At 68.1% G+C, this 26,712-nt stretch carries 20 protein-coding genes; 7 read left to right on the top strand and 13 right to left on the bottom strand.

The features are described from left to right. Nucleotides 1-2: 2 nt before the first annotated feature. From LQF10_RS00530 to LQF10_RS00520, 3 genes are read left to right on the top strand one after another with little or no spacing between them, the layout of a single operon-like run. The gene (locus LQF10_RS00530) at nucleotides 3-2,438 is read left to right on the top strand and encodes a hypothetical protein (protein WP_231065562.1); all 2,436 of its coding nucleotides are present in this window, start codon (nucleotides 3-5) and stop codon (nucleotides 2,436-2,438) included. Nucleotides 2,439-2,474: 36 nt separating this feature from the next. Further along, nucleotides 2,475-2,720, top strand: a complete 246-nt coding sequence (locus LQF10_RS00525; RefSeq protein ID WP_231065561.1) for a cell division protein CrgA — start codon at nucleotides 2,475-2,477, stop codon at nucleotides 2,718-2,720. 3 nt (nucleotides 2,721-2,723) lie between these two features. Continuing rightward, complete coding sequence (locus LQF10_RS00520; RefSeq protein ID WP_231065560.1) at nucleotides 2,724-3,140, top strand: PPOX class F420-dependent oxidoreductase; 417 nt, start codon at nucleotides 2,724-2,726, stop codon at nucleotides 3,138-3,140. Here LQF10_RS00520 and LQF10_RS00515 read toward each other — a convergent pair. From LQF10_RS00515 to LQF10_RS00475, 9 genes are all read right to left on the bottom strand, one after another. Continuing rightward, complete coding sequence (locus LQF10_RS00515; RefSeq protein ID WP_231065559.1) at nucleotides 3,122-4,183, bottom strand: LacI family DNA-binding transcriptional regulator; 1,062 nt, start codon at nucleotides 4,181-4,183, stop codon at nucleotides 3,122-3,124. The two genes, LQF10_RS00520 and LQF10_RS00515, sit on opposite strands and share 19 nt — an antisense overlap. A gap of 125 nt (nucleotides 4,184-4,308) precedes the next feature. Continuing rightward, nucleotides 4,309-8,400 (bottom strand): glycoside hydrolase family 2 TIM barrel-domain containing protein, encoded by a 4,092-nt coding sequence (locus LQF10_RS00510; RefSeq protein WP_231065558.1) that lies wholly within the window; start codon nucleotides 8,398-8,400, stop codon nucleotides 4,309-4,311. Nucleotides 8,401-8,489: 89 nt separating this feature from the next. After that, nucleotides 8,490-9,434: a carbohydrate ABC transporter permease gene (locus LQF10_RS00505; protein WP_231065557.1), complete on the bottom strand. Its 945-nt coding sequence runs from the start codon at nucleotides 9,432-9,434 to the stop codon at nucleotides 8,490-8,492. Then, entirely contained in the window at nucleotides 9,431-10,396 is a 966-nt protein-coding gene (locus tag LQF10_RS00500; RefSeq protein ID WP_231065556.1) for a carbohydrate ABC transporter permease, read from the bottom strand. Before LQF10_RS00500 ends, LQF10_RS00505 begins: the two co-directional genes overlap by 4 nt. A gap of 45 nt (nucleotides 10,397-10,441) precedes the next feature. Next, nucleotides 10,442-11,944 carry an ABC transporter substrate-binding protein gene (locus LQF10_RS00495; RefSeq protein ID WP_231065555.1) on the bottom strand — a complete coding sequence of 501 codons (1,503 nt, stop codon included), beginning with the start codon at nucleotides 11,942-11,944 and terminating at the stop codon, nucleotides 10,442-10,444. 33 nt (nucleotides 11,945-11,977) lie between these two features. After that, a complete protein-coding gene (locus tag LQF10_RS00490; protein ID WP_231065554.1) occupies nucleotides 11,978-13,462 on the bottom strand; it encodes a sulfatase-like hydrolase/transferase in 1,485 nt (494 codons plus the stop codon). Nucleotides 13,463-13,491: 29 nt separating this feature from the next. Next, nucleotides 13,492-14,961, bottom strand: coding sequence for a sulfatase-like hydrolase/transferase (locus LQF10_RS00485; protein WP_231065553.1), 1,470 nt, complete (start codon nucleotides 14,959-14,961; stop codon nucleotides 13,492-13,494). A gap of 456 nt (nucleotides 14,962-15,417) precedes the next feature. Next, entirely contained in the window at nucleotides 15,418-16,020 is a 603-nt protein-coding gene (locus LQF10_RS00480; protein ID WP_354002611.1) for a rhomboid family intramembrane serine protease, read from the bottom strand. A gap of 259 nt (nucleotides 16,021-16,279) precedes the next feature. Further along, the gene (locus LQF10_RS00475) at nucleotides 16,280-16,804 is read right to left on the bottom strand and encodes a peptidylprolyl isomerase (protein WP_231067394.1); all 525 of its coding nucleotides are present in this window, start codon (nucleotides 16,802-16,804) and stop codon (nucleotides 16,280-16,282) included. Nucleotides 16,805-16,981: 177 nt separating this feature from the next. On the opposite strand from LQF10_RS00475, the gene LQF10_RS00470 reads away from it, so the two are divergent. Then, nucleotides 16,982-17,836 (top strand): hypothetical protein, encoded by an 855-nt coding sequence (locus tag LQF10_RS00470; protein ID WP_231065551.1) that lies wholly within the window; start codon nucleotides 16,982-16,984, stop codon nucleotides 17,834-17,836. A gap of 75 nt (nucleotides 17,837-17,911) precedes the next feature. Here the strand turns inward: LQF10_RS00470 and LQF10_RS00465 are convergent, their stop codons facing one another. The 4 genes from LQF10_RS00465 to LQF10_RS00450 form a co-directional block, all read right to left on the bottom strand. Further along, nucleotides 17,912-19,831, bottom strand: coding sequence for a bifunctional aldolase/short-chain dehydrogenase (locus LQF10_RS00465; protein ID WP_231065550.1), 1,920 nt, complete (start codon nucleotides 19,829-19,831; stop codon nucleotides 17,912-17,914). Nucleotides 19,832-19,896: 65 nt separating this feature from the next. Then, a complete protein-coding gene (locus LQF10_RS00460; protein WP_290371125.1) occupies nucleotides 19,897-20,925 on the bottom strand; it encodes a substrate-binding domain-containing protein in 1,029 nt (342 codons plus the stop codon). Nucleotides 20,926-20,974: 49 nt separating this feature from the next. After that, nucleotides 20,975-21,982, bottom strand: a complete 1,008-nt coding sequence (locus tag LQF10_RS00455; protein WP_231065549.1) for an ABC transporter permease — start codon at nucleotides 21,980-21,982, stop codon at nucleotides 20,975-20,977. After that, nucleotides 21,979-23,508: a sugar ABC transporter ATP-binding protein gene (locus tag LQF10_RS00450; RefSeq protein WP_231065548.1), complete on the bottom strand. Its 1,530-nt coding sequence runs from the start codon at nucleotides 23,506-23,508 to the stop codon at nucleotides 21,979-21,981. The genes LQF10_RS00455 and LQF10_RS00450 overlap by 4 nt, the downstream gene beginning before the upstream one ends. A 166-nt stretch (nucleotides 23,509-23,674) precedes the next feature. Here LQF10_RS00450 and LQF10_RS00445 point away from each other — a divergent pair, with 166 nt between their 5' ends. The 3 genes from LQF10_RS00445 to LQF10_RS00435 are packed head-to-tail and all read left to right on the top strand — an operon-like array spanning nucleotide 23,675 to nucleotide 26,599. Next, complete coding sequence (locus LQF10_RS00445; RefSeq protein ID WP_231065547.1) at nucleotides 23,675-24,487, top strand: DeoR/GlpR family DNA-binding transcription regulator; 813 nt, start codon at nucleotides 23,675-23,677, stop codon at nucleotides 24,485-24,487. Nucleotides 24,488-24,524: 37 nt separating this feature from the next. Beyond that, entirely contained in the window at nucleotides 24,525-25,559 is a 1,035-nt protein-coding gene (locus LQF10_RS00440) for an alcohol dehydrogenase catalytic domain-containing protein (protein ID WP_231065546.1), read from the top strand. After that, nucleotides 25,559-26,599, top strand: a complete 1,041-nt coding sequence (locus LQF10_RS00435) for an NAD(P)H-dependent glycerol-3-phosphate dehydrogenase (RefSeq protein WP_231065545.1) — start codon at nucleotides 25,559-25,561, stop codon at nucleotides 26,597-26,599. Before LQF10_RS00440 ends, LQF10_RS00435 begins: the two co-directional genes overlap by 1 nt. The last annotated feature ends 113 nt before the right edge of the window (nucleotides 26,600-26,712 follow it).

Raw genomic sequence — 26,712 nt, 5'->3', positions numbered from 1 at the left:
ACGTGGCGGGCATCCGGAACGCGTACGGCCCCTACGCGTTCATCTTCTGGAACGACGACCTCACCGACGACGGCATCCGCACCCAGGTGCGTGAGTTCGCCGCTGCCGGGTTCCGCGGGATCACCCCGAGTGCCCGCCTCGGTCTCAGCCGTGAGATCGGCTACCTGAGCGAGGAGTACCTGCGCCTGGTGCGCGTGTGCGTGGACGAGTGCGCCGCGGCCGGCCTGCACGTGATGCTCTACGACGAGGCCTCCTACCCGTCGGGGTCGGCCAACGGTGCCGTCGTGGCGAGCGATCCGCAGTTCGCCGCGCACTGCCTGTACCGGCTGAGCACGGATGTGACCGTCACCGCGCAGGTGCCCGGGCGGGCCACGGACCAGGACTTCTGGCATCCGCCGCTGGGCCGGTCCCCGGATGCCGCGATTCTCGCCGCCGTGGCCACACCGCTGCTGGACGCAGGTCCCGATCTCGCCGGAGCTCGCCTGCTGGACGTCGAGACACCCGGACTCGTTCCGCTCACCGACCTACCGCCCGGCACGTGGCGGCTGCATGCGATCGCGGCCGGGCCGAGCGGCGGCACCATCCGCGGCGCACATGGCGATCAGGACGACGGCTCCGCGCTGGCCCCTCCGGCCGCGGACCTGCTGAACCCGGACGCCGTGGCCACCTTCCTCACGCTCACCCATGGCGCGTACGCCCGCGCGCTCGAGGGCCATCTCGGCGAGACTGTGGTGGCGATGTTCACCGACGAGCCGGACCTGCTCGGCCGTGGTCCGCGCCCCGGCGCCGCGCCGTACACCTCAGGCCTGGAGCACGAGGCGGCCGAACGCGCCGGGATCGACGTGGACGAGGTGCTGGCGATGCTCCCCGGACTCTGGGATGGCGGCGACGATCAACCCATCCGGTCGCTGTGGGAGGAGACGGTGCGCGCCCGGCTGCACCGGGTGTACTACGGCGCCCAGGCCGCGTGGTGTGCCGAGCACGGCATCGCACTCACCGGTCATGCTGCCGCCGGGGACGACCTCGGCACCACGGCACTGCTGGACTGGCCGGGGCAGGACACCGTGTGGCGCTGGGTACTCCCCGGCGAGACCGCGTTGACCGGGCCGGAGAGCACTGCGGCGAAAGTGGCTGCGAGCGCCGCCCGGAACCGCGCGGCGCCCACGGCCGTGGCGGAGGTGCTCGGCGCCTACGGTTGGCAGCTCACCATGGATGAGGCCAAGTGGCTGCTGGACTGGTATCTCAGCCGCGGGGTCGCCACACTGGTCCTGCACGCCTTCTTCGACTCGGTGCGTGGCAATCGAGCCTTCGAGAGCGAACCGGATCTGGGCAAGCATCACCCGTGGTGGCCACAGTTCCCGGCGCTGGTGCGCTACCTCGCCCGGATGGCGGACCTGCTGACCGAGACCCCGCCCCGGGCGCCGGTGGCCGTGCTCAGCGAGGAGGCGCATGCGCCGGATGTTCCAGCAGCCGCGCTGCTGGAACGGCAGGTTGACTTCCATTACGTGAGCACCGACCAGCTCGCCTCGGGCGAGATCAGAGACGGGCGCCTGCACCTCGGCGACCAGCGCTACGCCGTCGTGGTGGACGCCCGTGTGGGCAAAGATCTGGCCGAGATTCCAGGCGGAAGCGACCACAACCTTGCCCGGGTTCCGCTGGGGCCGGGCTGGCTTGAGGACGTGCTCGAACACCTGCACGCCACCGGCGCCTGGCCGCTGCGGGTGCAGCCGGCCGCCCCGGGCCTGCGCGTGGCCCGGGTGGGCACGCGTTGGCTACTGGTGAACGAGGGCGAGGAGGCGATCCGCACCACGGTGCACCTGGAGGTTCCCGACGGCGCAGGCTCGCCCTGGCAGTGGTGGTTCCCGTTCGAGGAGGTGCACCGGCCGGCGCACGCGGAGTCCGCGGGTACCGCGATGGCCGTCGAGCTGGTGCTGGAGCGCCGTCAGAGCGCCGTGCTGAGTCCGGCCGGTGAGGGGCCGGACCAGGGCGGGGACGCCGTCGGGGGCTGGCTGGGACTGCCCACGGGGAGCCGAATCGTGCCGGTGGCGGGGTGGCGAGGGACGCCGTCGCGCGCTCTCGACGGGCTCGCCCTGCCCGGGGCGGAGCCGATCCCCGACGGCGTGGATTGGCTCACCGTTCCAGGGCTACGCCGCTTCTCGGGCACCGTCGAGTACCGCACCGACCTGGAGCTCGATGCCGACCCCGGCGAGGTGGTGCTGGACCTCGGCGAGGTCGGGGAGACGGCCACGGTGATCGTGAACGGCACGGAGGCCGGCGTGCTTGGCTGGGCGCCCTACCGGATCCGCATCCGGGCCGGTCTGCTGCGTGCTGGGACGAACCGTCTCCAGGTCTTGGTCAGCAATGCCGCGGCGGTCTACTACGAGGGTGCACCCATGCGATCGGGGCTTCTCGGCCCGGTGCGGCTGCACTGCCCGTAGGATTGGCCCAGAGTCGTCCCCGAGGAGAACGCAGCCATGCCTGAGTCGAAGTCCCGCAAGAAGCCGGCCTACACCCCACCGCCCGCGTCCTCCGCGCCGAAGCCGAACCCGCGCTGGTGGGCGCCCACGATGGTCACGCTGATGATCCTGGGCCTGGTGTGGGTGGTGGTCACCTACATCGTGCAGTCCGCCGGACCGATCCCCGATATCGGCTCCTGGAACCTCGCCGTGGGCTTCGGACTCATGATGATCGGGTTCGTGATGACGATGCGGTGGCGCTGAGAGATGCCCCGCGCCCCGCTTCCGGAGAGGACGCTCGAGCTGTTGCGCCGGCCCAACCCGGCGGTGATGGCCACGATCCACCCGGACGGGTACCCGGTCTCGGTGGCCACCTGGTACCTGATCACCGATGATGGGCAGCTGCTCCTGAACCTGGATGGTGGCCGCGCACGGCTGCGGCACCTGCGGGAGAACCCGCAGGTCTCCCTCACCGCACTTGCCGAGGACAACTGGTACACGCACGTGAGCGTGCAGGGGCATGTGGTCGAGATCCGCGACGATGCCGATCTGGCCGATATCGACCGGCTGTCCATCCACTACGGCGGCAACCCCTACCCGGTACGTGACCGGCCGCGGGTGAGCGTACTGGTGGAGCTGGACCGCTGGCACGGCTGGGGGGCGGCTCAGGCCACCGGTTCCTGATCCTCGGCCGGCGCCGCGCCGATTCCGGTGGTGCTCTCGCGCACCACCAGGTGGAACGGCACGTGCTGATCCACGGGCTCCGCCAGTTCACCACCGCTCAACTGCGCCTCCAGCATCTGCAGCGCCAGTTCGGCAATCGCGGTGCGATCCGGGGAGATGGTGGTCAGCGAGGGCGTGACCGCCCGGGCGTAGGGGATGTCGTCGAAGCCCACCACGGCCACGTCATCGGGCACGTGCAGCCCTGCCAGGTGCAGGGCCCGGATGGCGCCGAGCGCCACCCAGTCGGTGACGGCGAACAACCCGTCCGGAGGTTCACCCACCTGGGCGAGCAGGTCCCGGGTGGCGCGCTCGCCCTCCTCACCGGAGTTGCTCTCGATCCGGCGCATCAGATTCCGGTCCAGCCGCAGACCGGCATGGCCGAGCGCTTCGGTGTACCCGCGCATCCGGGGATCGTCACCGTCGTCGGGATCGGCACCGATCATCGCTATCCGCCGGCATCCGCGGTCCAGAAGGTGCTCCACTGCGGTCCGTGAGGCCGCGACGTTGTCGATCGCCACGTGGTGGGCGAGATCGCCGTAGCCGTGCTCGCCGAGCAGTACCAGCGGGGTTCGGTCGGTCCGCATGCGCAAGTCCTCGGCGGAGAGGCGTTGCGTACTGACGATGAGCCCGTCGATGCGTTGCGGGAAGTGACCCTCAAGCGCAGCACGCTCGGCGGCACGGTCCCACCCGGTCTCGTGGATCAGCACGAACCAGCCCCGGGCCTGCGCGCGTTCGATCACCCGGCCCGCGAGCGCGGAGAAGTACGGCATCTCCAGTCGAGGGACCACGAGCGCGATCACCCCGGAGCGGCCGCGCGCGAGGTTGCGGGCGGAGAGGTTCGGGCGGTAGCCCACCTCGTCCACGGCCGCCAGCACGCGTTCGCGGGTGCGTGGCGCCACGTGCTGGTACCCGTTGATCACATTCGAGACCGTCTTCATCGACACGCCGGCGATCTCGGCGACGTCGGTGAGGCGCGGGCGCCCGGTCTTCTGGTCCTGAGCCACGCCTGTCACGCTACCGGGTCACGGTCGTGATCGCGGCGGCGCGGCGGTTGTCAGTCGATGGTGTGCACATGCCCCCTCCTGTGCCCGGTGCGGCCGGGGCGCGTGGGCGCCTCGGCCGCAACGACCTAGTGCTCGTCGACTCGGCTGCGGCCCTCCAGATGGTGGATCGTCTGAACCCCGCCGCTGCGCAGTCCTGCGGCGTAGTGCCACCCGTCCAGCGCTCCCGGCTCGGTGAAATCGATCCGGCCCTGGGTGGTGGTCGTCAGAATCCGGTTCCAGCCGAGCCCCTGGTCGACCCAGACGGCGATCGAGTTGCCGTCGAGGGCGAACGCCCACAGGTCTCCGGGCTGGAGCCTGCCCGGTGTACAGCACGCGTTGGTCAGCTCACCGTCGATCACCACGTCAACGCCGTGTTGCCCGCCGATACCGGTCCACGCCATCACGTAGTTGTCCTCGTCCTTCACGATCCCGTTGAACTGCGAGTCCGGGGTGATGCCATTGGCGCCGAAACTGCCGTGCTCGACCACCACCACCGCCTGCGGACTCTGCGGCCCGGACTCGTGCGCGGCCAGGCCGAAGTAGGGGCTGCCGGCCTGTGCCTGCATCGTGCCGGCCCCGACGGTCAGCGTCGGCAGCACTCTGTTCGCGAGGGGCTGGTGCAACGTGTACTCGGCGCTGGTGTCGGTGTCGAAGCTGTCGCTCACCCCCACCTCGGAGTAGGCAGCCGGATCGAAGGCAACGGTCGAGGGACTCACGTTCTGAATCGCGTGATCAGCCCAGCTGGCGGTCGCGGTGAAGTCCGCGGACTCACCGGGCATGACGCCCCCGCCGCTCTGCACGGTAAACGCGATATGCCGCGCCGCACCGGGTGCGAGTGATGCGATGGCGGCCGGGTCCTCGGCGCTGGCGGTCCAGCCCTGCGGTGCGGCCAGGGCCACGCTGACTTCCTCGATCGTCTCGGCGGTGTCGTTGACGACCGAGACGATCGCGGTCCCGGACCCGGTCTCGGGTGAGATCTGCGCACCGGCCTGGTACACCGACAGTCGCGTGTCCACCGGCTCATAGGCGGGCCGCTCGTCGGCGACCGTGACGTCGCCGCTGATCAGCATCGGCGGCTGGCCGTGCCGGCCGGACCGCGCGCCGAAGATCGAGAGCCCACCTCCGTCACTGGCGAGCCGGATCGTGGCGGTCTCATCCTCACCGAGTTGGTCAGCAGTGATCGGGACCGCAATCCGGTAGCCGTACCGGTTGCCGAAGTCGCCGGCCGGTGTGCCACGTGATCGGCCCGCCAGGGCGAGCGGGCCGTTCGGGTCGTCGGGCAGCAGGACGGCGGGCAGTTCGTGCCCGTCAATCGAGACCGTGAGATCCGTCGGATACCGGCGAGCGCTGGTCACGTGGTTGCGGTCGAACCGTCCGGCGGTCTGCGCCGAGGCCACCTCCATCACCAGGGTCACCTCGCCGGCCTGTCCGGTACGGACCTCCTCGGGCACCGCCACCTCGTAGTCGAAGTGGCCACGGCCATAGCCGCTCACCCAGTCCGACTCGCCGTGCGCGGCCACGCCACCAGTCCACTCGTGGCTGACCACGTCGGACGGTGAGAATCCCGCCCCGCCCGCCGGCACCGGCGTGTCGAAGGTGAGGTACTGTTCCGCGGCAGTCTCGCCGTCGGCCTCGATCCAGAACCAGAGGTACCCGACGCGCAGCTCCTCCGGTGTGGTCAGCGAAACCGTGCCGGCGTCGGTCACGGTATAGCGCCTGGGGTCGATCGTCTGCGAACCGCTATCGGCCTCACCCACCCAAGTGCCGTCGTCCCGGTAGCCGCCGATCCGCCAGTGCAGCTGCGCATCGGACAGGTCGAGATCGCTGAAGTGGCTGATCCGGACCGGGACGTCGATGGTCTCACCGCGTTCGAGGGTGTGTGAGGTCCGCGTCATCAGGGAGATCGCGTCGTCGCGCTGGAACATCTCGATCGTGCGAGCCCTGCCCTCGTGGTCGAGGAACTCCGGGGAGTTGGGCTGGCGATCGTACCGGAACGGGCTCTGCACCTCCTGCTCGGTCTCAGCGATCTGCACACCGACGTATCCGGTCATCTCCGGATAGCTGCGGAACAGGCTCACGCTGTGCTGGAACTGCCCGCTCTTGACCGCGAATTCGGAGTTCAGCCACGGCTGCCCGTCCTGGACGCCGTCGTTGAAGTTCCAGCTCGAGCCCGGCTCGATCTGTGGCTCGATCCCGTCGAGCAGGTTCTTCCACGCATCGTAGGTATCGAGATAGAAGTGGAAGTCGTTCAGATCGGTCGACCCTTCCAGGTGGCCGTTCTGACAGCACGGTGAGTTGTCGACCACGAGGCGGGAGGAATCGAGGTCACGGGTCACGTCGACCATCCCGCGCACATAGTCGAAGGCGTCGGTGGCGATCGGTTCCTGGAACGGGCGCTCGTTCAGCCCCCAGGATTCGTTGAAGACGCTCCAGATCACGATCGAGGGGTGGTTGTGGTCCCGGTTGAGGGTGTTCCGTAGCAGCTCTTCGAACAGTTCCTCGGCCTGCGGGTCCCCTTGAGAGCCCCACCCGGAGTTCGGCATGTCGTACCAGATCAGCATCCCCAACTGGTCGGCGCGGTGGTAGTAGGCGGGCTCGTTGACCTTGAGGTGGTGCCGGACCACGTTGAACCCGAGGTCTCGGGCGTTCTGCAGGTCCATCGCCATGGATCCCCGGCCCGGTTCGGCCTCGGTGCCGGTCTGCAGGTCGGGACCGGCCGTCTCACCGGTGTAGGTGTACAGGCCCCACGGGTTGTACCCCTGATCCAGGACGCCCCGGATGTAGATCGGGCGATTGTTGAGGTAGATGTACTGGTACTCACCCTCCTGCCCGGGTGCCCAATTGCGCTCAATGCTGCGCATCCCGAAGGAGGTCCGGAGCCCGTCCTGGCTGAGCAGCCGGAAGTCGGCGGTGTAGAGGGCGGGGTCGTCGGTGTCCCACAAATGCGGGTCCTCGATCGGTACGCGCACGCTGCCACGCCCGTCCTCAAGATGCACCCGGATCCGCGAGTGCACGACGTGCCCGTCCGGGTCGGTGATCGTCACGGTCACCGGTGGCCGTCCGCGGACGCCCTCCGCGGTCACGTCAATCGTCACGAAGGCCTCCGACGGCGTTCGCGAGTCTCCCTCGAACGTCAGCTCGGGCGTCACGTGCGTCTGGGTCAGGCGACCCCCGCGATAGGGCTCGATCCACACCGACTGCCAGATCCCGCCGACGTCACTGAACCACCCTTCACTCGCTCCCTCGATCGGCGGGTCACCGGTCTGCTTCCCCTGCGGGTAGGGCGTCTCGCGGTCGACGGACGGCGCCTCGACCCGGATCGCCAGGGTGTGGGTCGAGCCCGGGCGCAGCCTGCCCAGATCGGCACTGATCTCGGTGAAGCCGTCACCGGAGTAGGGCAAGACCTCCTCGCCGTCCAACCAGACCGCGGCGCCGTAGTCCGCGGCGCCGATGCGCAGCCGGACTGCACCGTCGTTCGGGAAGTCCTCCGGCACGGTGAAGGAGCGCTGATACCAGACGGTGCCCTGATAATCGGCGTACGCGCTGAGGAAGGTCTCGCTGGTGGCCAGTTCCTCCTCGCCCCAGGCGGCGAGCGACTGGTACGCGAATGGCACCCGGATGGCTCGATCCATCTCGTGATCAGGTTCGTACCATTCTTCGGACTCACCAACGTCGTCGGGGTCGAAGGCGAAGGACCACGTGCCGTTCAGGGAGAGCCACGCGTCGTCGGTGAACGGGCGGCGATCGGCGTCCGGACGCGGGTACTCGCCGCGGGCCGGGTCGCTGTCCCGTTCGAGCTCGAGCCGCACAGTGGAATCGACGGCGGTGGAATCGACGGCGGAGGAGCCGACGGCGGTGGAGGCGAACGCGTATCCCTCTCTCGCGGCGACCACCAGTGCCGCGTCCGCAGGCACCTCCTCGAGCACGAAGGTGCCGTCGGCACCGGAGCGGGTGACGGCGTCCGTGCGCGAGGCGTGCACAGTCGCCGCCTCGATCGGTTCGCCACTGTCGGCATCCACGACCTGTCCACTGACCGTCGTCGTGATGGGCATCTGTTCCTCCTCAGCGGGATCGCCGTGCGGGGCGGCGGTGGCGATCGACATCGGCACCAGCAGTGCGCAGGCGGTGAGCATCGTCGCTCCGGCCCGCAATCGGTGCCTGCCTGACGTAGTGGGCATGTCTCCTCCAGGTGCAGATCGGTAGCCGATCTGATGGTGGGCGGATGGCAATGAGTGGATTCTGAGGCGACGTTCTCGCCGAGCGCCGGTCATTGTTTGACTGCTCCGGCGATGCTGTCGACGAATTTGCGTTGGAGGGTGATGAAGATGGCCATGACGGGGATGAGGGAGATCGTGGCGGCGGCGGCCAGGCCGGACCAGTCGGTGGAGTATTCGCCGATGAAGGCGCTCATGCCGACGGCGAGGGTGCGTAGGGCGGGTTCGGAGAGGGTGAAGACCAGTGGCAGGAGGTAGACGTTCCAGGCGAAGAGGAAGTTCAGGATGATCACGGTCGCGGTGATCGGCCAGGCCAGGGGGAGCATGATCTGGGCGAAGATGCGCAGGTGCCCGGCGCCGTCGAGGCGGGCGCATTCTTCGAGTTCTTTGGGTAGTCCACGGAAATAGCCGGCATACAGCAGGGTGGCGGCGACTTGACCGCCGGCGCCCAGGCCCAGGATGACCCCGAGGTGGGTGTTCAGTAGCCCGATCTGGTCGGTGAGTTGGACCACGGGGATGATGGTGTAGCCCTCGGGCAGGAAGAATGTGATCAGGAAGATCCCGATGAGGAGTTTCTTGCCGATGAAGTCATACCGGCCCAGGACGTATCCGGCTAGGGCGGAGCGGATCACGATCAGCGCGACTGTTCCGCCGGTGATGATGACGGAGTTGAGGAAGTACCGGTCGAACCCGACCACGGTCCAGGCGCGGGTGTAGTTCTCCCACACCGGGGTCTCCGGGATCAGGCCCAGGCCGGAGCCGAAGATCTCAGGTTGGGTCTTCAACGATGCTGAGACCAACCAGATGAAGGGGTAGATCCAAATCAACGCCAGGATCAACAACCCGGCGAAGATCATCAAACTCCCCGGCCGGCGGATCAGCGTGCGTAGCCCATCGGGGCGGTCCGGGCGCAACGCCCGACCCCGGACCCGCTGATTCCTGCCCGCGTTCTGTGCAGCAGCAGCAGGAGCGGTGGTGGTGGTGGGTGGGGTGGTCATTTCATTGCTCCTGTGGCTCGGCGGGCCCAGCGCAGACCGACCGCTTGGGCCAGCGCGATGCCCATCGTGAGGATCCCGAAGAGCACGGCGGCGGCTGAGGCGTATCCGAGTTGGGGCACGGTGGCCCCGAAAGCGGTACGGAAGATGAAGATCTCGATCACCTCAGAAGAGAACGAGGGCCCACCACCGGTCATCGTGTACATCAGATCGAAGACGTTCAACGCACCCACGGTGTCGATCAGGGTGATGATCACCAGGAACGGGATCAGCAGCGGCATCGTGATCCGGGTGAACTCCTGCCACGGCTTGGCGCCATCGATCATCGCGGCCTCGTGGACCTCATCGGGGATGGTCTGCAACGCCGCCAGCCAGTAGATCATCGTGATCCCGAGCCATTTCCACACCCACACCGCCACCCCCGCCAGCAACGAGGTATCAGTACTAGCGACGAAGTTCGCCGGCGAGTCCAGCAACCCCGCCCCTACCAACGCCACACTGATCGGGCCACCGGCATCAAGCAACAGCGTGAACACCACCCCGATGATCGCCCCGGTAGTGACCACCGGCAGGAAGAACAACGTGCGCAACAGGCCCTTGAACGGGGTGCGTTTACGGTTCAGCAAGATCGCCAGCAGTAACGCCAACCCCACCCGCAACGGCACCGCGAGTACCAAGAAGATCAACGAGTTCGTGAACGCATTCCAGAACAGATCATCGCCAACCAACCGCTGGAAATTCTCCACACCGATGAACGTGCCCGAATCAGCAAACCCCGGCCAATCCAGAAACGCGAACCACCACGAGGCCACCAACGGATACACCGTATACGCCCCATACCCCACAATCGTGGGCAACAAGAACAGATAAATCCACCAATCCCGACGCAACCGCCGCCACAACCCCAGTTTCGAAGGCCGCGCCGACATCGTCGACAACTCCCGGCTCTCATCCAACGCCGTCATTGCGCTCCTCGCCCGATCATTGCCCGATCACTACCCCGAACAGGCTTATCGAGCGTCGTAATCGGCGATTGCATAATCCGACTCCGGATCCCAATTCCCGAACACCCACGCGTCCAGATCGACCTCAGCGCCCTCGCCCTGCACGGCCTCCAGGGCTCGCTCACGTTCGGCGCTCATCGCCTCCCGGTAGGTGCGCAGCTCGGCGGCGACGTCGATGTCGTCCCCGCTGAGTGCCGACTGCATCATCGTGCCGATGCCGGGCTCGACCGGACGCATCTCTGCCAGGACTCGCCAGGCCTCGGGGTGACCGATCTCGGGAGAAGGCGCGATGCGGACATCTTCGGCGAAACGGGCCACCATGTCGCGGTACGCGGGGTGTACATCGGCGGTCTCGACCACCTCCAGCAACGCCGGCGGCTGATCCATCGCTGTGGCGAGCGCGGACTGGAACTCCTCCTGGGTCATCTGCAGCAGCAGATCCGCGGCCACCTCGGGCTGTGCGGAGTCCGTCGAGACCCAGAACACGCCGCCGGCCGGACCGGACCGGACCGAGCGCAGCTCGGAGTCCGGGCGCGGGATCGACCAGCACCCGAGACCGCGCTCGACCACATCGGGGGATTCGGAGGCGAGATCGCCGATGAACCACGGACCCCAGGGGTAGATCGCCCCTTCGCCGGCCGCCCATCGTGCCATCGCATCACGCGGGATCATCGCCGGTGAGGACGGGTGGACGAGTTCGTCCTGCTGCAGCGAAAGCAGGAATTCGACAGCCTCCACGAACGGGGCGGAGTCCTGCACGTACTCACCCGTGCGCCAGTCGATCTCACCCGGCGCCCCGGCGGCCATCGCCAGCTGGATCACGATCGCGCTGAGGTAGTTCGGGTTCTGAGCCGGAAGGAAGATGCCATGCGCGTCCGTGTTGTCCTTGACCTGCCGTGCGATCGTCCGCAGGTCGTCCCAGGTGACGGGCTCATCTGCCGGGTCCACCCCCGCTTGCTCGAGCAGCTCGGCGTTGTACCAGGGGATGGTGGCGTGCTGGCGTGCAGAGAAGAGCGGCACGGAGTAGACGTTCCCCTCGAACCGGTGCAGACCGTCGAAGATCTGATCGGCCACCGGGCTGGCGTCGAAATCGGCAAACTCACTGATCGGCTGGAACCAGCCTTCACTCACGAGTGCCGCCGGCGCCGAATCCAGGCCCGCCAGGGAGTGCACATCAGGCAACTGGTTGCTGCGTCGCGCCACTTGCAGGGCCTGCCCCAGGTCAGCGGCCGCGAGCTCGCGCCGCTCGATGGTGACGCCCTCATTGGCGGCCATATAGGGCTCGAACAGCTCAGTTTCGAGCATCTGCGTCAGCGGGCGGAACTGGTCCCACCACTGGATCCGCCCGTCACCGCCGCCGCTCGTCTCTTCCTGCGAGCTCTGACCGCCACCGGTGCAGCTGGCCAGCGCCACTGCGAGAGCACTGGCGCCAGAGGCTCCGAGGAACTGGCGGCGATCGAGGGACCGCGGTCCGGGAATACCACGTGCTGTTGTTCCTGAGGTGTTCATATGCAGACTCCTTCGTCTCGGTGAGTACGAGCGTCAGCTCGGGCTCGTCGTCCAGTTGTGGGGGGACGTTTTCGGGGTGTAGGTGCCACGGGGGAGCTCGTCCTGGAGACGGAGCATCCACTGGGCCAGCCGCCACAGCAGCTCGTGCAGGATCGTGGCGTAGGCGGGGTCGTCGATCAGATTGGTGACCTCACCGGGATCGGCGGCCAAGTCGTACAGCTCGCCGGTGTCGTTGCTGTGCAGGACGATCTTGTGCTCGCCCCGGCGCAGCATCCGTGACCGACCGCTCTGCGTCACGGAGTTCAGCGAGTCGATCGTGTGGCCGTCATAGGAGAAGTGCAGGGGTGGGCGTTCGGTGGGGCCGTACATGAGGCCACCGAAACCACTCTCGGCGTAGATCGATCCGAACTCGGCTTCCGGACCCGGCGCCCCACGCAGTAGGGGCAGCAGGCTTCGGCCCTGGACGCCGTCAGGCAGCGGCGCACCGACCAGTTCGCACAGGGTGGGCATCAGATCGGCAATCGAGACGAACTCATCTCGAACCTGACCGGGGCTGACTCCGGACCCGGAGAAGAACAGCGGTATCCGGACCAGGCATTCGGGAAGGCCCGCGCCTTTGCGCTGCAGACCGAAGTCACCTGTGTAGTCGCCATGGTCGCTGACGAAGATCACGAGGATGTCGCCCTCGAGTGCGGCCCGGGCATGGTGGACGAATCGTCGTACCTGATCGTCGAGTAACCGCAGCATCCCGCAGTAGTTCGCGCGATAGCGGCGCCATTCGTCGTCATAGCCCGGCCGCTTGGATGCGAACAGTCCCTGCAACCAGGCCCAGTGCCCGCCCTTCGCCTGGGCAGCCTCCGGGCCGTGGGCACGCTCCGGGATCTCCTCTTCGGCGAACATGCTGAAGTACGGTTCCGGCACTTGGTACGGGTTGTGCGGTTCCGGGAAGGAGAGCCACAGGAACTGCGGACCCTCGTGCCCAGCTGCCGCGTCCAGGTCGGCGATGGCGTCGCTGACGATGCGGTACGGGAGCTGGGCCTCGAGGGGGAACGGCGCCGGTTCCCCGGCCACGCCGAAGTCCAGGTGGTCGAGCCAAGCGTCGAAATGGTGCTGCTCCCGGTCACGCTGCGGGCCGCCGGCGTGAAAGTAGGGGCCGGCGTAGTGATCGAAGTCGTTCGGGCCAGGATGCATGTGCGGCTTACCGGTGAAGCTCAGCCGGTACCCGGCCGAGCGCAGCACCTGGAGGAGGTCCTTGCTATACCAGGCGTGGGCGGCATTGCTGTTCTGCGTCACGCGGTGCGCGGACGGCCACCGCCCGGTCAGCAGGCTCTCCCGCGCGGGAACACAGGCCGGTGCGGTCGTGTAGGCGTTCGGGAAGAGCGATCCGGCCGAGGCCAGGCTGTCGCAGAACGGCATGGTGTCCAGCGCGAAGCCGGAACCGCTGGTGTATCCCGCTCGCTGCTGGTCGGTCATCACCAGCAGAACGTGCGGCCGTTGGCCCGCCACGGGTAGCGCCATGCTGACCTCCTCGATCGCAGTGCCTGGGCTCAGGCCCAGCGCCAGTTGTGGGGACGGGATTTCGGCTGGTAGTCGCCCTCGGGCAGGTCGTCCGCGACGCGGAGCAACCACTGCACGAGCTGGCGATAGAGGTCCTCGCGGACGCCTGCCAGGGCGGCGTCGTCGCTGAGGTCCTTGGTCTCGGCGGGATCGGACTCGAGGTCGTAGAGGAAGACCTCGCTCCGATCGTCGACGATGAGCTTGTATCGGCCCCCGACGACCATGCGCATCTCCCCGCTCTGGGTGACGCTGTTCAGCTCGTCGAAGGTGTACCCCTGGTAGGGGAAGTGCAGGGGTGGCCGGTCGGTCTCGGCGTAGGAGACGCCGCCGTATCCGTGCTCGGCGTAGATGGTGGAGAACTCCGACGGCGGAGCCTCGCCTCCACGCAGCAACGGCGCCAGGGATCGGCCCTGCACCCCGGGCGGGATCGGCTGGCCCACCCACTCGGCAATCGTGGGCAGCAGGTCCACCATCGAGACCAGTTCGCTGCGATGCTGGGTCTCGACCCCAGGGCCGGCCACAGCGAGCGGGATCCTGGTGAGAGCCTCCGGCAGTCCGGCGCCCTTGCGCTGCAGCCCGTAGTCACCGACGAAGTCACCGTGATCGGTCAGGAACACGAAGACCGTGTTCTCCAGCCCGCCGGGCTGATCGGCCAGATGATCCACCAGGCGCCCGATCTGGTCGTCGATCATCCGCAGCATGCCCAGATAGTTCGCCCGGTACCGCCTCCACACCTGGTCGAACCCGGGTCGCTTCTCCTCGATCAACCGGTGCAACCAACGGAACCGCCAGCCCAGGGCGTCTAGGGCTTCCGGGCCCGCCAGCCGTTCCGGCACCTCGGCCTCGTCGAACATGCTGAAGTACGGTTCGGGCACCTGATACGGGTTGTGCGGTTCCGGGAATGACAGCCAGAGGAAATACGGATCCTCCGCAGGTGCGCCGTCCACGGCCCGGATCGCGCCGTCGACGATCCGGTAGGGCAGCTGGGACTCGAGCGGGAACGGCGTCGGCTCCTCGGTCACGGCATGGTCGAGACCGTGCAGCCACGCATCGAACTCCTCGTGCGCTGCACTCTCTGTGGGGCCGCGGTCGTGCATGAACGGACCGTGGAAGGTGTCGAAGTCCTGCGGTCCAGGGTGCATATGCGGCTTGCCGCTGAAGTGCAACGAGTAGCCCGCCGCCCGCAGCACATCCAGCAGGTCCTTGCTGTAGAAGGCGTGCTCGGCATTGCTGTTCTGCCGCACGCGGTGCGCGGAGGGGAACCGCCCGGTGAGCAGGCTGGTCCGGGCCGGTACGCACGCCGGACAACTCGTGTATGCGCGGTCGAAACGGGCGCCGTCGGCGAACAACGCATCCACCCGCGGCATCGAGTCGGGGCCGCCCTCGGCACCGGTGAGACCTACCCGTTGCTGGTCTGTCATCAGCACCACGATGTTGGGCTGGGTGGTCTTGGCTGCCATGACTGCGCGCGTTCCTTCCCGAGCGGACGTCTTCGTCGAGAGGAGACGTTACAGCGCTGTATTCCGTGATGTCCAGTGTTCAGTGCGCATATTTTCTAGCGCTTACCTTGACGGAGTGGATCACGCGCATCTGCAGGCCGGCCAGACCACGCACGCGTGCCCGATGCGGTTCGCACGTCGTGACGCCTCGCCGGAAGACCGTGTGCGCCCGGTGGGGCCACACGCCGAGACGGCCGGCAACCCCGCGTGTGGTGAGAGTCCGCGGGGAATCACAACTGTGTGATTATCCCCAGACTGTGCATGAAGCTGTGGAAAACTACGTCCGTGTGATTCGAGACAGGATGCCCGGGCTGGCGCCTGCACACACCACAAGGCACGTGGCGCAGTTCCGCTGCGGAGGAACTGCGCGACGTGCCTTTCGATCAGTACCGCGGTGGCGCAGAGTGCGTGGGTCCGTCAGGCCAGCGCGATGGCGGTGAGGGCTCCGAGGAGCGCGAGCATCCCGCCCACCCCCAGCACGGCCCCGACGGACCGCTGTTCTTTGGGGAGGTAGGCGAAGAGTGCGCCGAGCGCTCCACCCACCACCAGGCCACCGAGGTGGGCCTGCCAGGAGATGTTCGCGATGACGAAGGTGATCACCACGTTGATCGCGATCACCACCAGGATCTGCCGGGCGTCACGGCCGGTGCGGCGCAGCACCACCGCCACGGCGGCAAACAGCCCGAAGACAGCACCGGAAGCACCGACCGTCGCGAACCCATAGTTCTCCGGCGCGGTGAGCAGCAGCACGGCCACCGACCCGCCGAGTGCGCTCACCAAGTACAACGCGATATAACGCCACCGCCCGAGCATCTGCTCCAGGAACGGGCCCACGATCCACAGTGCGTACATATTGGCCAGCAGGTGCAGCCAGCCGGCGTGCAGGAACGCGGAGGTGAGCAACTGCCACGGCTCGTCTCCGGCCTGCGCCGGCACCAACCTGAAGGCCCAGATCGCACCGGGCAGCAGGTAGGAGGCGAGGAACGCCGCGACGCATAGTCCGATGATCGTGAGCGTCACCACCGGTCTATCGCTGCGACTGACCCGGCCGCCAAGCACGGTGCGCGTCGGGCGCACCGATTGACTCGCCTCGCGCACGCAGTCAACGCAGTGCACCCCGACGGCCGCGGGCCGCTGACATTCAGGGCAGGCGGGCCGGGAGCATCGCTGGCAGGTGACGTACGAGACCCGATCGGGGTGCCGCGGGCACACCGGTGGGCCCGCGGCACTGCCCGGCGGCGGGGCCGCGGGGTAGCTGGTCATCGAATGCTGCCGTGGATCAGTCGAGGATTTCGATCGAGGTGATCACCACGTCCTCGACCGGGCGGTCGTTGCGGGGATCGGTGGAGACCGAACCGATCTGGTCCACGACGGCGGCCGAGGCCTGATCCTTCACCTTGCCGAAGATGGTGTGCTTTCCCTGCAGCCACGGCGTGGCCGCCGTGGTGAGGAAGAACTGCGAGCCGTTGGTGCCTCGGCCCATCTGGATCCCCGCGTTGGCCATCGCGAGCATGTGCGGCTCGCGGAAGTGCAGTTCCGGGTGGATCTCATCGTCGAAGGCATAGCCGGGGCCGCCCGTACCGGTGCCGAGGGGGTCACCGCCCTGAATCATGAAGTTCGGGATCACGCGGTGGAAGATCGTGCCGTTGTACAGCGGGTCATTGCTCTGGGCCCCGGTCTCGGGGTGAGTCCAGGTCCGTGCGCCCGTCGCGAGTTCGGTGAAGTTCTTCACCGTCTTGGGGGCGTGGTGCGGGAAGAGCTCCACGGTGATGTCGCCGGCCGAGGTGTGCAGAATTGCGTCCATACGGTCCATCTTCGCACTGTTTGGAGCGCACGGTTCCGTTCGAATTCAGGAACGGAGGTGACAAGTTCCGCGCAGTCGTGTGCACATCGGGTGACCGGGTGGCACGATAGGAAACGGACGAGCGAACCACACCAATGATCCGTGCCCCGCCCCGCGGGACGTGAGCTAGGGAGTCATATGTCGCGCAAGAGCAAGGTCAACGCCGAGCAACTTCGGGATCAGGCCGAGGAAGCCAGCAAGGTCGCGCGCCAGCTCGCCGACCAGGGCAAGGAGTGGGCGGGACCCCGAGTCGAGTCCGCGGTCGAGTGGGCCGGGCCGAAGGTGGACTCTGCCGTCGAGTGGGCAAGCCCACGTGTGGAGAAGGCGTGGCGCACCGGTGTGACCACCGCCGCGCCGAAGATCGCCGAGTACGCCGAGAAGAGCAAGGGCGCAGTCGACACCGCGCACGACACCCTGGTGGACAAGGTGCTCCCGCGCGTGGTCCAGGCCATGGAGGATGCAGCCAAGGCGGCCAGCGGCAGCGCCGATGACCTGCAGAGCAAGGCGAACTCCGTGCTCGACGCTGCGACTGACGCCGTGGCCGCGCAGGAGAAGAAAGCCAAGGGCGGGAACAAGCTCGGCAAGACCCTGGGATGGGTGCTCGTCGGTGCCGCCGTCGCCGGTGCTGGTGTACTGATCTGGAAGCGCACGCAGCCGGTGGACGACCCGTGGGCCGAGGAGTACTGGGACGACGCTCCGGCGCCCGTGGAGAAGGCCAAGCACGTGGCCGAAGGAGCCGGTGCGGCCGTCGCAGGCGCCGCCAAGACTGCCGCCGACGCTGCCTCCGATGCGGCGCAGACGGTCGCCGAGAAGGCCAAGGAGGTCAAGGAATCGGCAACCGGGGCCGCCCAGGACGTGGCACAGGATGCCGACGAGGCGGCCGACGAGGCCGGCGAAGACGTCAAGAACGCTGCCGAGAAGGCCGAGGAAGCCGCCAAGGATGCGGCCGATGACGTCAAGGACGCCGCCGACGACGCTGACAAGAAGGACTGACCTCGTCGTTCACGATTGAATCCCCCGTCGATCTGGGTGACCAGATCGGCGGGGGATTCTTCGTGCGAGGTGCCGTCAAACGATCCGGTCGCTGCCGCCGTCGATGGGCACCTGTGCGCCCGTGGTGGCGGCGAACAGCGGCCCGCACATCGCGGCCACGAGTTCGCCGACGTCGGCGCTGGTGATCTCCGCGCCCAGCAGGTTGCGGCGTTTGTAGTCGGCCACCGACATTCCATACTTCGCAGCCCGCTGCTCCAGCAGCTCCGGGGACCACAGGGCGGTGTCGAAGACCGCATCCGGGTTGACCGTGTTCACCCGGATCCCGTCCGGCGCCCACTCCAACGCCGCCACCCGGGCCAGCTGGGTGGCCGCAGCCTTGGACGCCGAGTAGGCCGCCGCACCCTGACCGGGCGCCGGGACGTTCTTCGAGCCGACCAGCACCACCCGTCCCTGCCGCGGCGCGAGCGCGAGGTACGGGTGCGCGGCGCCGAGCAAGGTCAGTAACCCGGTGACGTTCACGTCCAGGCTCGTGGCCCACGGCCCGGCCGGAAAACCATCGATCGGGTGCGAGGCGGCGAACACGCCTGCGGCGGGCACCAAGATGTCAAGGCCACCGAAGTGGCCCACCCCCTCGGTCACCGCGGCCCGCACAGCGTCCGCGTCGGAGACGTCGCAGACGATGCCGTACCAGTCCGGCGCGTTCGCTTCGGTGACCGCAGCATCCCGGTCGAGGGCGATGACGGCGGCCCCCGCCTCCCGTAGCGCCTGTGCACACGCGCGTCCGATCCCGGAAGCGGCGCCGGTCACCAGCGCCACCTCGCCCGCGAACGGCGGCGGGTCGCCCTTGGCACGCAGCTTGCGCTGCTCCAGCACCCAGTACTCGATGTCGAACGCCTCGGCCGCCGATAGCGTCCGGAAACCGGTCATCGCCTCCGCACGCAGGATCCCGGCGGCCGTGTGCTCGTAGATGTCCGCGGCCACGTTCGCGGCCTTCACGGTGCGGCCAGCGGTGAGGAACCCGAGATCCGAGAGGATCACCCGCGGTGCCGGGTCGATCGGGGTGAGCTCACCGCCGGCCAACCCACGGTGCTCATCCACATACGCCTGGTACCCAGCCACATAGGCGGCCACATCGGTGCCCACCATCGGCACCCGCTTGGTGTGGATGACGTGCTCGGGCGTCAACGGGCCGCGCTGGGTGATCTGGTCGAGGTCGCTGCGACCCAGCAGCGCGTCCACCGCGGTCCCGGTGCGGCGCTGCAGCACCATCGGCGCACCGGCCGCCTCGCTGATCTCCTTGCGAAGCGCCGCCAGGGCGAGCGGATCGATATCAGGTGAGGGGCCGCCGTCGGGAATCTGCGGCAGTGCCGCGGCAGCGGTGTGCACCAGCTCCAGGTGCGTGGCCAGTGCCGCGTCGGCATCGTCGGCGAAGGTGAACAGGCCGTGGTTGCGCAACACGATGCCGCGCAAGGAGCGCACGTCCACGTCCGCGAGCGCCACGGCCACCTGGCGGGCGAGGGCGAAGCCGGGCTTGACGTAGGGCAGCACCCACACGTCCTCGCCGAAGGTCTCGGCGGTGAGCCGCTCGCCGTCGGTCTGGTTGGTCAGGGTGACGATCGCGTCGGCGTGGGTGTGCAGCACGAACCGGTGCGGGATGAGCGCGTGCAGGATCGCCTCGATGGAGGCCGAGGGGGCGGAGGCATCCATGGACGCCTGCTTGAGCTCGTTCACCAGGGAGACGTCGTCCAAGGACTCGAGCTCAGCAAGCGCCAGCACCCGATCCTTGCGCAGCGGGGTGAACCCCTCGGGAACGATGGAGGCGAGGTCGTACCCGCTGCCCTTGGTCAGCACCACCTCCACGCTCTCGCCGGTGACGTCGGTCCGGGTGGACTTCACCGAGGTGTTGCCGCCTCCATGCAGCACCAGGGAGGGGTCCGAGCCCAGGGTTCGGGAGACGCGGACACACGCGTCCAGGGCGTCGTCATGGAAGGTCATCGTTCTCCTCGTGATCGTGCGATGGTGCCGTCGGGTACCGGCAGCCGGCACCCGACGGCGGTAGGTCACTCCTCGTTCGACAGGTCGCCGGAGGCGAGGTTGGCTTCGATGAGCTCAGGCAGGCGGTCCAGGAAGGCCTCGACGTCGGTCACCACGTTCGCCCGCACGTCCTCGACGTTGTCCGGCGTCACCGTGGGCATGACATAGGTGTAGAGGTCCTCGACGTCCTCACCGTTCGCGGCGCGCTCGGCCACGGCGAGGCCGGCAGCCAGCTCGACCCGGCCGTGCTGGAGATGGGTGCCGATGAAGTCACCGTCGGCGACGGCTGCCAGGCCGTCCTCAATGCCGTCGATGCCGACGATCGGCACGCTCATTCCGGCCTCGTTCAGCGCCTGGAGGGCACCCAGGCCCATATCGTCGTTCTCGGCGATGACGCCGTCGATGTCCTCACCGAAGGCGGAGATCCAGTTGGCCATGAGGTTCACCGCCTCGTCTCGCGTCCAGTTCGCGGTGTCCATCGCGAGGACCTCGATGCCGGGGTTCTCCGCGAGCACGTTCTCGATGCCTTCGGTGCGGTCGATCTCGGCGGACTGGCCGAGTGGGCCCTGCAGGATGACGACGTTGCCCTCGCCGCCGAGTTCGTCCACCATCATCTGCGCCTCGCTCTCGCCGGCGGCGATATCGTCGGGAAGGACCGAGGCAGTGACGTTGGTGGTGTCGTCGAGGGCCGCGTTCACGGGAATCACCGGAATGCCGGCATCTGAGGCGGCGACGAGCTGTGGACCGAGCGAGTCCGCCTGAACGGGAACGACCACGATTGCGTCCACGCCGGCGTTGACGTACTGGTCGAGCTGGTCGGCCTGGGTGGAGACGTCGAGCCCGGCGGAGTTCCACAGCAGCTCGATGTCGTTGGCCTCGGCGTAGGCCTCCATTCCTTCCTGGCCCTGGGTGATGAATGAACTCATGTCGTAGACCGAGACGCCGATCTGCAGCGTGTCGTCGCCGGCGTCAGGATCGCCGGCACCGCAGCCGGCGAGCAGCAACCCGCCGCCGAGCGTGGCGGCGATCATCGTCTTCTTCGCGTGGTGTCGCACCTTCGTGCCTCCTTGCAGGTGGGTGGGTCTCTTACGGGGTTCGGGATGGTCAGGATCGGGTGCGTCTGGTGGCCCAGACATCGATGGCGACGGCGGCCGCGATCAGGGCGCCTTTGATGACGGCCTGCCAGTACGGAGGGATCACGAGGATCTGCAGGCCGTTGTTCAGGGTCTGGATGAGCATGAGCCCGAGCAGGGTGCCCCAGATGGTGCCGCGGCCTCCGAAGAGGCTGGCGCCACCGATCACGACGGCGGCGATCGCGTCCAGCTCGTAGCCCTCGCCGAGCGTGGGCGCCCCGGAGATCACCCGGGAGGAGATCATCAGCCCGGACAGTCCGGCCAGGCCGCCGCTGATGAGGTACACCCACACGCGAGTCCGCTCGGTGGGAACACCGGCGAGCGATGCGGCGCTGGAGTTGCCACCGATGGCGTAGATGCGCAGACCGAACGTGGTGTGCCGGAGCACGAACCAGAACGTGACGAATCCGACGATCATCAGCAACACCGGGATCTTCATCCCGAGCACCTCACTGTTGGCGAAGGCGCCGTAGCCGTCCGGCACACCGTTGATGGGGGCGCCGTTGCCGATGGCGTAGGCGAAGCCGGACGCGGCGGTGAGCATCCCCAGCGTGGCCACGAACGGCGGTACGGAGAATCTGCTCACCAGCAGTCCGTTGACGGCGCCCGCCAGCAGTCCCACACCGGTGGCCACCACCGGCGCGAGCCAGAGCTGGTCCGGTATCCGCACGGCCGTCCAGGCCGCGCTCATGGCACTGACCGCGATCACCGATCCGACGGAGAGGTCGATCCCACCGGTGAGGATCACCAACGTCTGACCGAGAGCAATCAGTGCGAAGGGGGCGGCAGCGATGAGGATGGAGGTGGCGTTGTCGAAGGTGGCGAAGCGCGCGCTGCGGTAGGCGAAGTAGCAGATCACCACCGCCAGGATCAGCACCATGGCGTTGCGCACGAGCAAGGCCGTGGCCACCTCGCGCGCGGACTTGCCGTCGGTGAGCTGCCGGACGTTCGCAGCGATTGCGGGCACGGTTCTGGTCATCGACCCTCCTCGGTCGTGTGGCGGGCGGCGTCCTCACCGCTGGCCAGGTGAAAGATGCGAGCTTGGGCATCGGGGGCGTCGAGATCGGCTCGGTCGAGTTCACCGGCGATCGCGCCCTCGCGCATGACGAGCACCCGATGCGTCAGTCCGATCAGCTCGGGCATGTCCGAGCTCGCCACCAGCACGCCGAGGCCCGTCGCCGCGAGCTCGCTGATGATGCGGTAGATCTCGCTACGCGCGCCGACGTCCACGCCGCGGGTGGGTTCATCGAGCAGGAGCACCGCCGGGGATCGATCCATCCAGCGGGCGATGACGACCTTCTGCTGGTTCCCGCCGGAGAGGGTCTCGGTGAGCTGCTGCAGGGAGCGGTAGCGCAGCCGCATATCGTCCACGTGTCGTGTGGCGGCTGTGGTCCGCGCCCCGGCGCGCATCACCCCGAAGCGGGAGTAGTCGGCGATGTAGGGAAGGGTCATGTTGTCGAGGATCGAGCGGCCGAGCACGAGACCGTCCCGCTTGCGGTCCTCGGGGACGAAGGCGAGGCCGGCGTCGATGGACGCGCGCGCCGTCTGACGGTGCAGGGAGTGTCCGTTCACGGTGACGGTCCCGGCCGCGGCCCGTCTCGCGCCGAAGATCGCCTGCAGGGTGGCCGATCGCCCGGCACCCACCAACCCGCCGAGGCCCACCACCTCACCGGCGCGGACGGTGAGGGTGACGGTGGGCCGACCCGGCCGGCGCTGCAGCTCGTTGACCTCCAGGGCCGGCATCGTCCCGGGAGCGGGACGCTCAGGGAACATGGTGCCGAGCTCGCGCCCGATCATCGCGGTGACGATCTGGTGGGGCTGCACCTCTCGTGCCTGTTCGTCGAGGGTGAGTCCCCCGTCCCGCAGAACGACGACCCGGTCGGCGATGGCCTCGATCTCCTGCATCCGGTGCGTGGTGTAGACCATGGCGACCCCGCGATCACGCAGCCTGCGGATCACCTGGTAAAGCCGTTCCACCTCCGCCTCGGGAATCGACGATGTCGGCTCGTCCAGCAGCAGCACCTTGGCCCCGGAGCTGGTGGCCTTCACGATCTCCACGATCTGGGTCAGCGCCACGGAGAGCCGGTTCATCGGGAGGTCCGGGTCGATGTCGACGTCGAACTCGGCGAGCAGCTCGCGGGCGTGGGCTCGCATCTGCCGACGGCGGAGGATGAACCCTGCGGCGCGGGGTTCGCGCCCGACGGCGATGTTCTCGGCCACCGTCAGGTCCTCGTAGGGGGCGAGCTCCTGGGGAACCAGCGCCACGCCGAGGTCGCGTGCGTGCCGTGGCGACGGGTGGGTCAGTGCGGTGCCACGCAGCGTCACCGTGCCGGCATCGGCGGGTAGCCGGCCCATGACGATGTTGAACAGCGTGGACTTTCCCGCGCCGTTCTCACCGGCGAGGACGACCACCGAGCCTGGCTCCGCAGCGAAGCTCAGGTCGCGCAGGACGGGGACACCGCCGAAAGCCTTCGACAGGCCGTTCACTTGCAGTGCTGGAACCACGCGGGACCCCTTCGTCTCGGTTCGCGCCGCGATGCGCATCACATGAAATGTGACTCTAGAGCATGTTTCCTAACGCTACAACCCTTTCGTTCTAACATTGCCTATGTTACGTTCCCAGAACACGTCACACTTGGCCCATGACGACATGTGATCGCGAGGAGGCAGCATGAGACGGCGCCAGGCCGCGCAGGAGCGGCGCAGCGAGATCTCCGAGATCGTCTCGGCCAAGGGGTTCATCCGCATCGACGAGCTCGCCGAGCATTTCGGTGTCACCGCTATGACCATCCACCGGGACCTCGACGAGCTTGACGCCCGCGGCGTCGTTTCGAAGGTGCGCTCCGGCGCCAAAGCGACCCCGATCGAGGAGGTCGAGCGCAACGTCGCCTTGCGCCGCCACCACATGCTCCCGCAGAAGCGAGCCATGGCCACTGCCGCGCTGGCGTGGTTGGACACGGTCGATGAGCGGCGCCAGACGCGGGTCGTCGCCCTGGACGACTCCACCAGTGCACTGACACTGGTCGAGGAGCTTGCGGGCAGGGACGGTCTCACGATCGTCTCGAACTTCCTGCCGGTGATCGAGCAGGTCGCCGCCGCCGAGCACGCCACGATGTTCGGACTGGGCGGCACCTTCTCACCCGGCTTCCAGTCGTTCCAGGGCTCGAGCACGCACGAAGCGATCCGTTCGATCCAGATCGATGTGTTCTTCCTGTCGGCGACCGCCGTCGGTCAAGGGGCCATCTTCCATCCTGAGGAGGGCCCGCTCCAGGTCAAGCGCACCCTGATCGACCAGGCCGCCCGGTCGGTGCTGCTGGTCGATCACACCAAGTTCTCCCGCCGTGCCCTGCACCGCCAGGCCGGGCTGTCCGAGATGGATGCGGTCGTCGTTGACGACGGCATCGATTCCGAGGATCTGCGCCGACTGCGTGAGCACGTCGAGACCGTCATCGTCGCCGAAGTCACTGAGGAACAGGAGAGCTGACCATGACCCGAGGCCCCCAGCCGAACGGACCAGCGTCATGAGGGCCGCGATCTTCCGCGGACCCGGGGAGCTCGCAATCGAGGAGATCGAGCGCGAACAGCCCGGCCCAGGTGAGATCGCCGTCGAGGTGCGCGCCGCCGCGACCTGCGGAACCGATCTGAAGTCCTACCGCCGCGGGCACCCGAAACTGTTCCCCACCCTCCCGGCCCGGTTCGGACACGAGTTCGCCGGTGTGATCACCAAGGTGGGCGACGGCGTCGAGAGCTTCACGCCCGGGATGCGGGTGGTCGCGGCGAACACCGCCCCGTGCGGGTGCTGCTGGGCGTGCACCCTCGGCCGGGAGAGCCTGTGCGAGAACCTGGTCTTCCTCAACGGCGCCTTCGCGGAGGAGATCGTGGTGCCCGCCCCGATCGTGGCGCGCAACACCTACGAGATCCCCGAGACCCTCCCGTTCGAGGCGGCCGCCCCGCTGGAGCCGCTCGCCACCGTGGTGCACGGGATGGACGAGTCCGGCATCCGGCTCGGTGACAGCGTGGTGGTGCACGGCGCCGGGCCGATCGGTCTGATGTTCGTGCGCCTGGCCACGCTGCGCGGTGCGCACGTGATCAGCGTGGACCAGAGCGCCTGGCGCCTGGAGCAGGCACTGGCCGCCGGCGCCGAGCACACGGTGAACATCACCGACCTCGACGACGGTGCTCGCCTGGAGGCGATCCGTGCCCACACCCCCGGTGAGCGGGGAGCCGATGTGGGCATCGAAGCGGTCGGCCTGCCCCCGGTGTGGGAGCAGACGCTGGACACGGTCCGCCCGGGAGGCACCGCCGTCTGGTTCGGTGGCACCCCGAAGGGGGCCCTGATGAGCGTGGACACCTCGCGGGTGCACTACGAGGAGCTCACCATGAAGGGCGTCTTCCACCACCAGCCGCGATATGTGGCCACCGCGGTGAAGCTGCTGGCCACCGGGCGGGTGGACGGGATGTCCTTGATCACCGAGACCCGTCCGCTGGAGGCCCTCGTGGACAGCCTGGAAGACATGGCCGCCGGCCGTGGCTCGAAGTTTGCGCTGGTGCCCTGATGGCGCGCGTGACGATCCTCGGTGCCGGCGCCATGGGCTCGGCCCTGGCCACTCCCCTGCGCGCAAACGGCCACGAGGTGGCCCTGTGGGGCACCTGGCTGGACGATCATTTCCTTGAAGAGCTCGCCGACGGCGGCCCTCACCCCGGTACGAAGGTCCCCCTGGCCCGGGGGGCCGAGGTGTTCACGAGCGACCGGATCGCCGACGCCCTGGCGGGCGCGGATGCGGTGATCGTGGCGGTCGCCTCGGTGGGGGTGCTGGAGGTGAGTCGCCTTGCTGCGCCGCACCTGACCCGCTCGGCCGACCCGGCCCACCGACCCGTGCTCGGCCTGGTGAGCAAGGGCTTCCACCAGCGCACGGACGGCTCCATCGACCTGATGCCCGAGGCCGTCCGCGAGGCGATCGAGGACCCGGGCGCCGTGATCGTCGCGATCGGCGGCCCGTGCAAGGCCAACGAGGTGGCCGCAGGCCGGTTCACCGCCACCGCCTTCGCCTCCACCGATGACGGGCAGGCAGCCACCGCGCTCGCCGACCTGATGCGCACCCCGGACTACCAGCCCAGCATCAGTGATGATGAGGCAGGCCTGGAGGTGTGTGCCCCGCTGAAGAACGTCTACGCCATCGCGCTCGGCTTTGCCGACGGGATGGAGCAGGCCACGGGAGAGCCGTGGCACAACTTCAAGTCAGCGATCTTCGCCCGCGCCGCACAGGAGATGGGCCTGGTGGCCGAGGCACTGGGTGGCCGGGTGGAGACGGCTTTCGGTCTACCGGGTGTCGGTGATCTCGAGGTCACGGGGTTGTCGGGCCGGAACAAGGTGTACGGCGCCCGGATAGGCGCCGGGGAGACTGCTTCGGAGGCACTAGAACGGATGCGGGAGGCCGGCCAGACGGTCGAAGGCGTCGCGGCAAGCGGCCTCGCGGCGCACCTGGTGGATACGCGGCTCGGTAACATCGCAGACCGGCTTACCCTCCTGGCAGCCATCAGGGTGGTGTTGGCCGGTGCCGACGATCCGCTCACAGTGATCCGCCAAGCCCTCTAGCCCCACCACCCCCATCCGCGAGTGCGGCCAATTTCGCTCATTCTGCGAGATATAGCCACAATGGGCCGCACTCGGTCGGGTGCGAGTGCGTGCTCAGGTGAGGGTGCTTGCTC

The sequence above is a fragment of the Ruania halotolerans genome (assembly GCF_021049285.1).
GTDB lineage: Bacteria > Actinomycetota > Actinomycetes > Actinomycetales > Beutenbergiaceae > Ruania > Ruania halotolerans.
The sequence above is the reverse complement of the archived record's forward strand: the minus strand, read 5'-3'. Positions and strand labels throughout refer to the sequence as shown.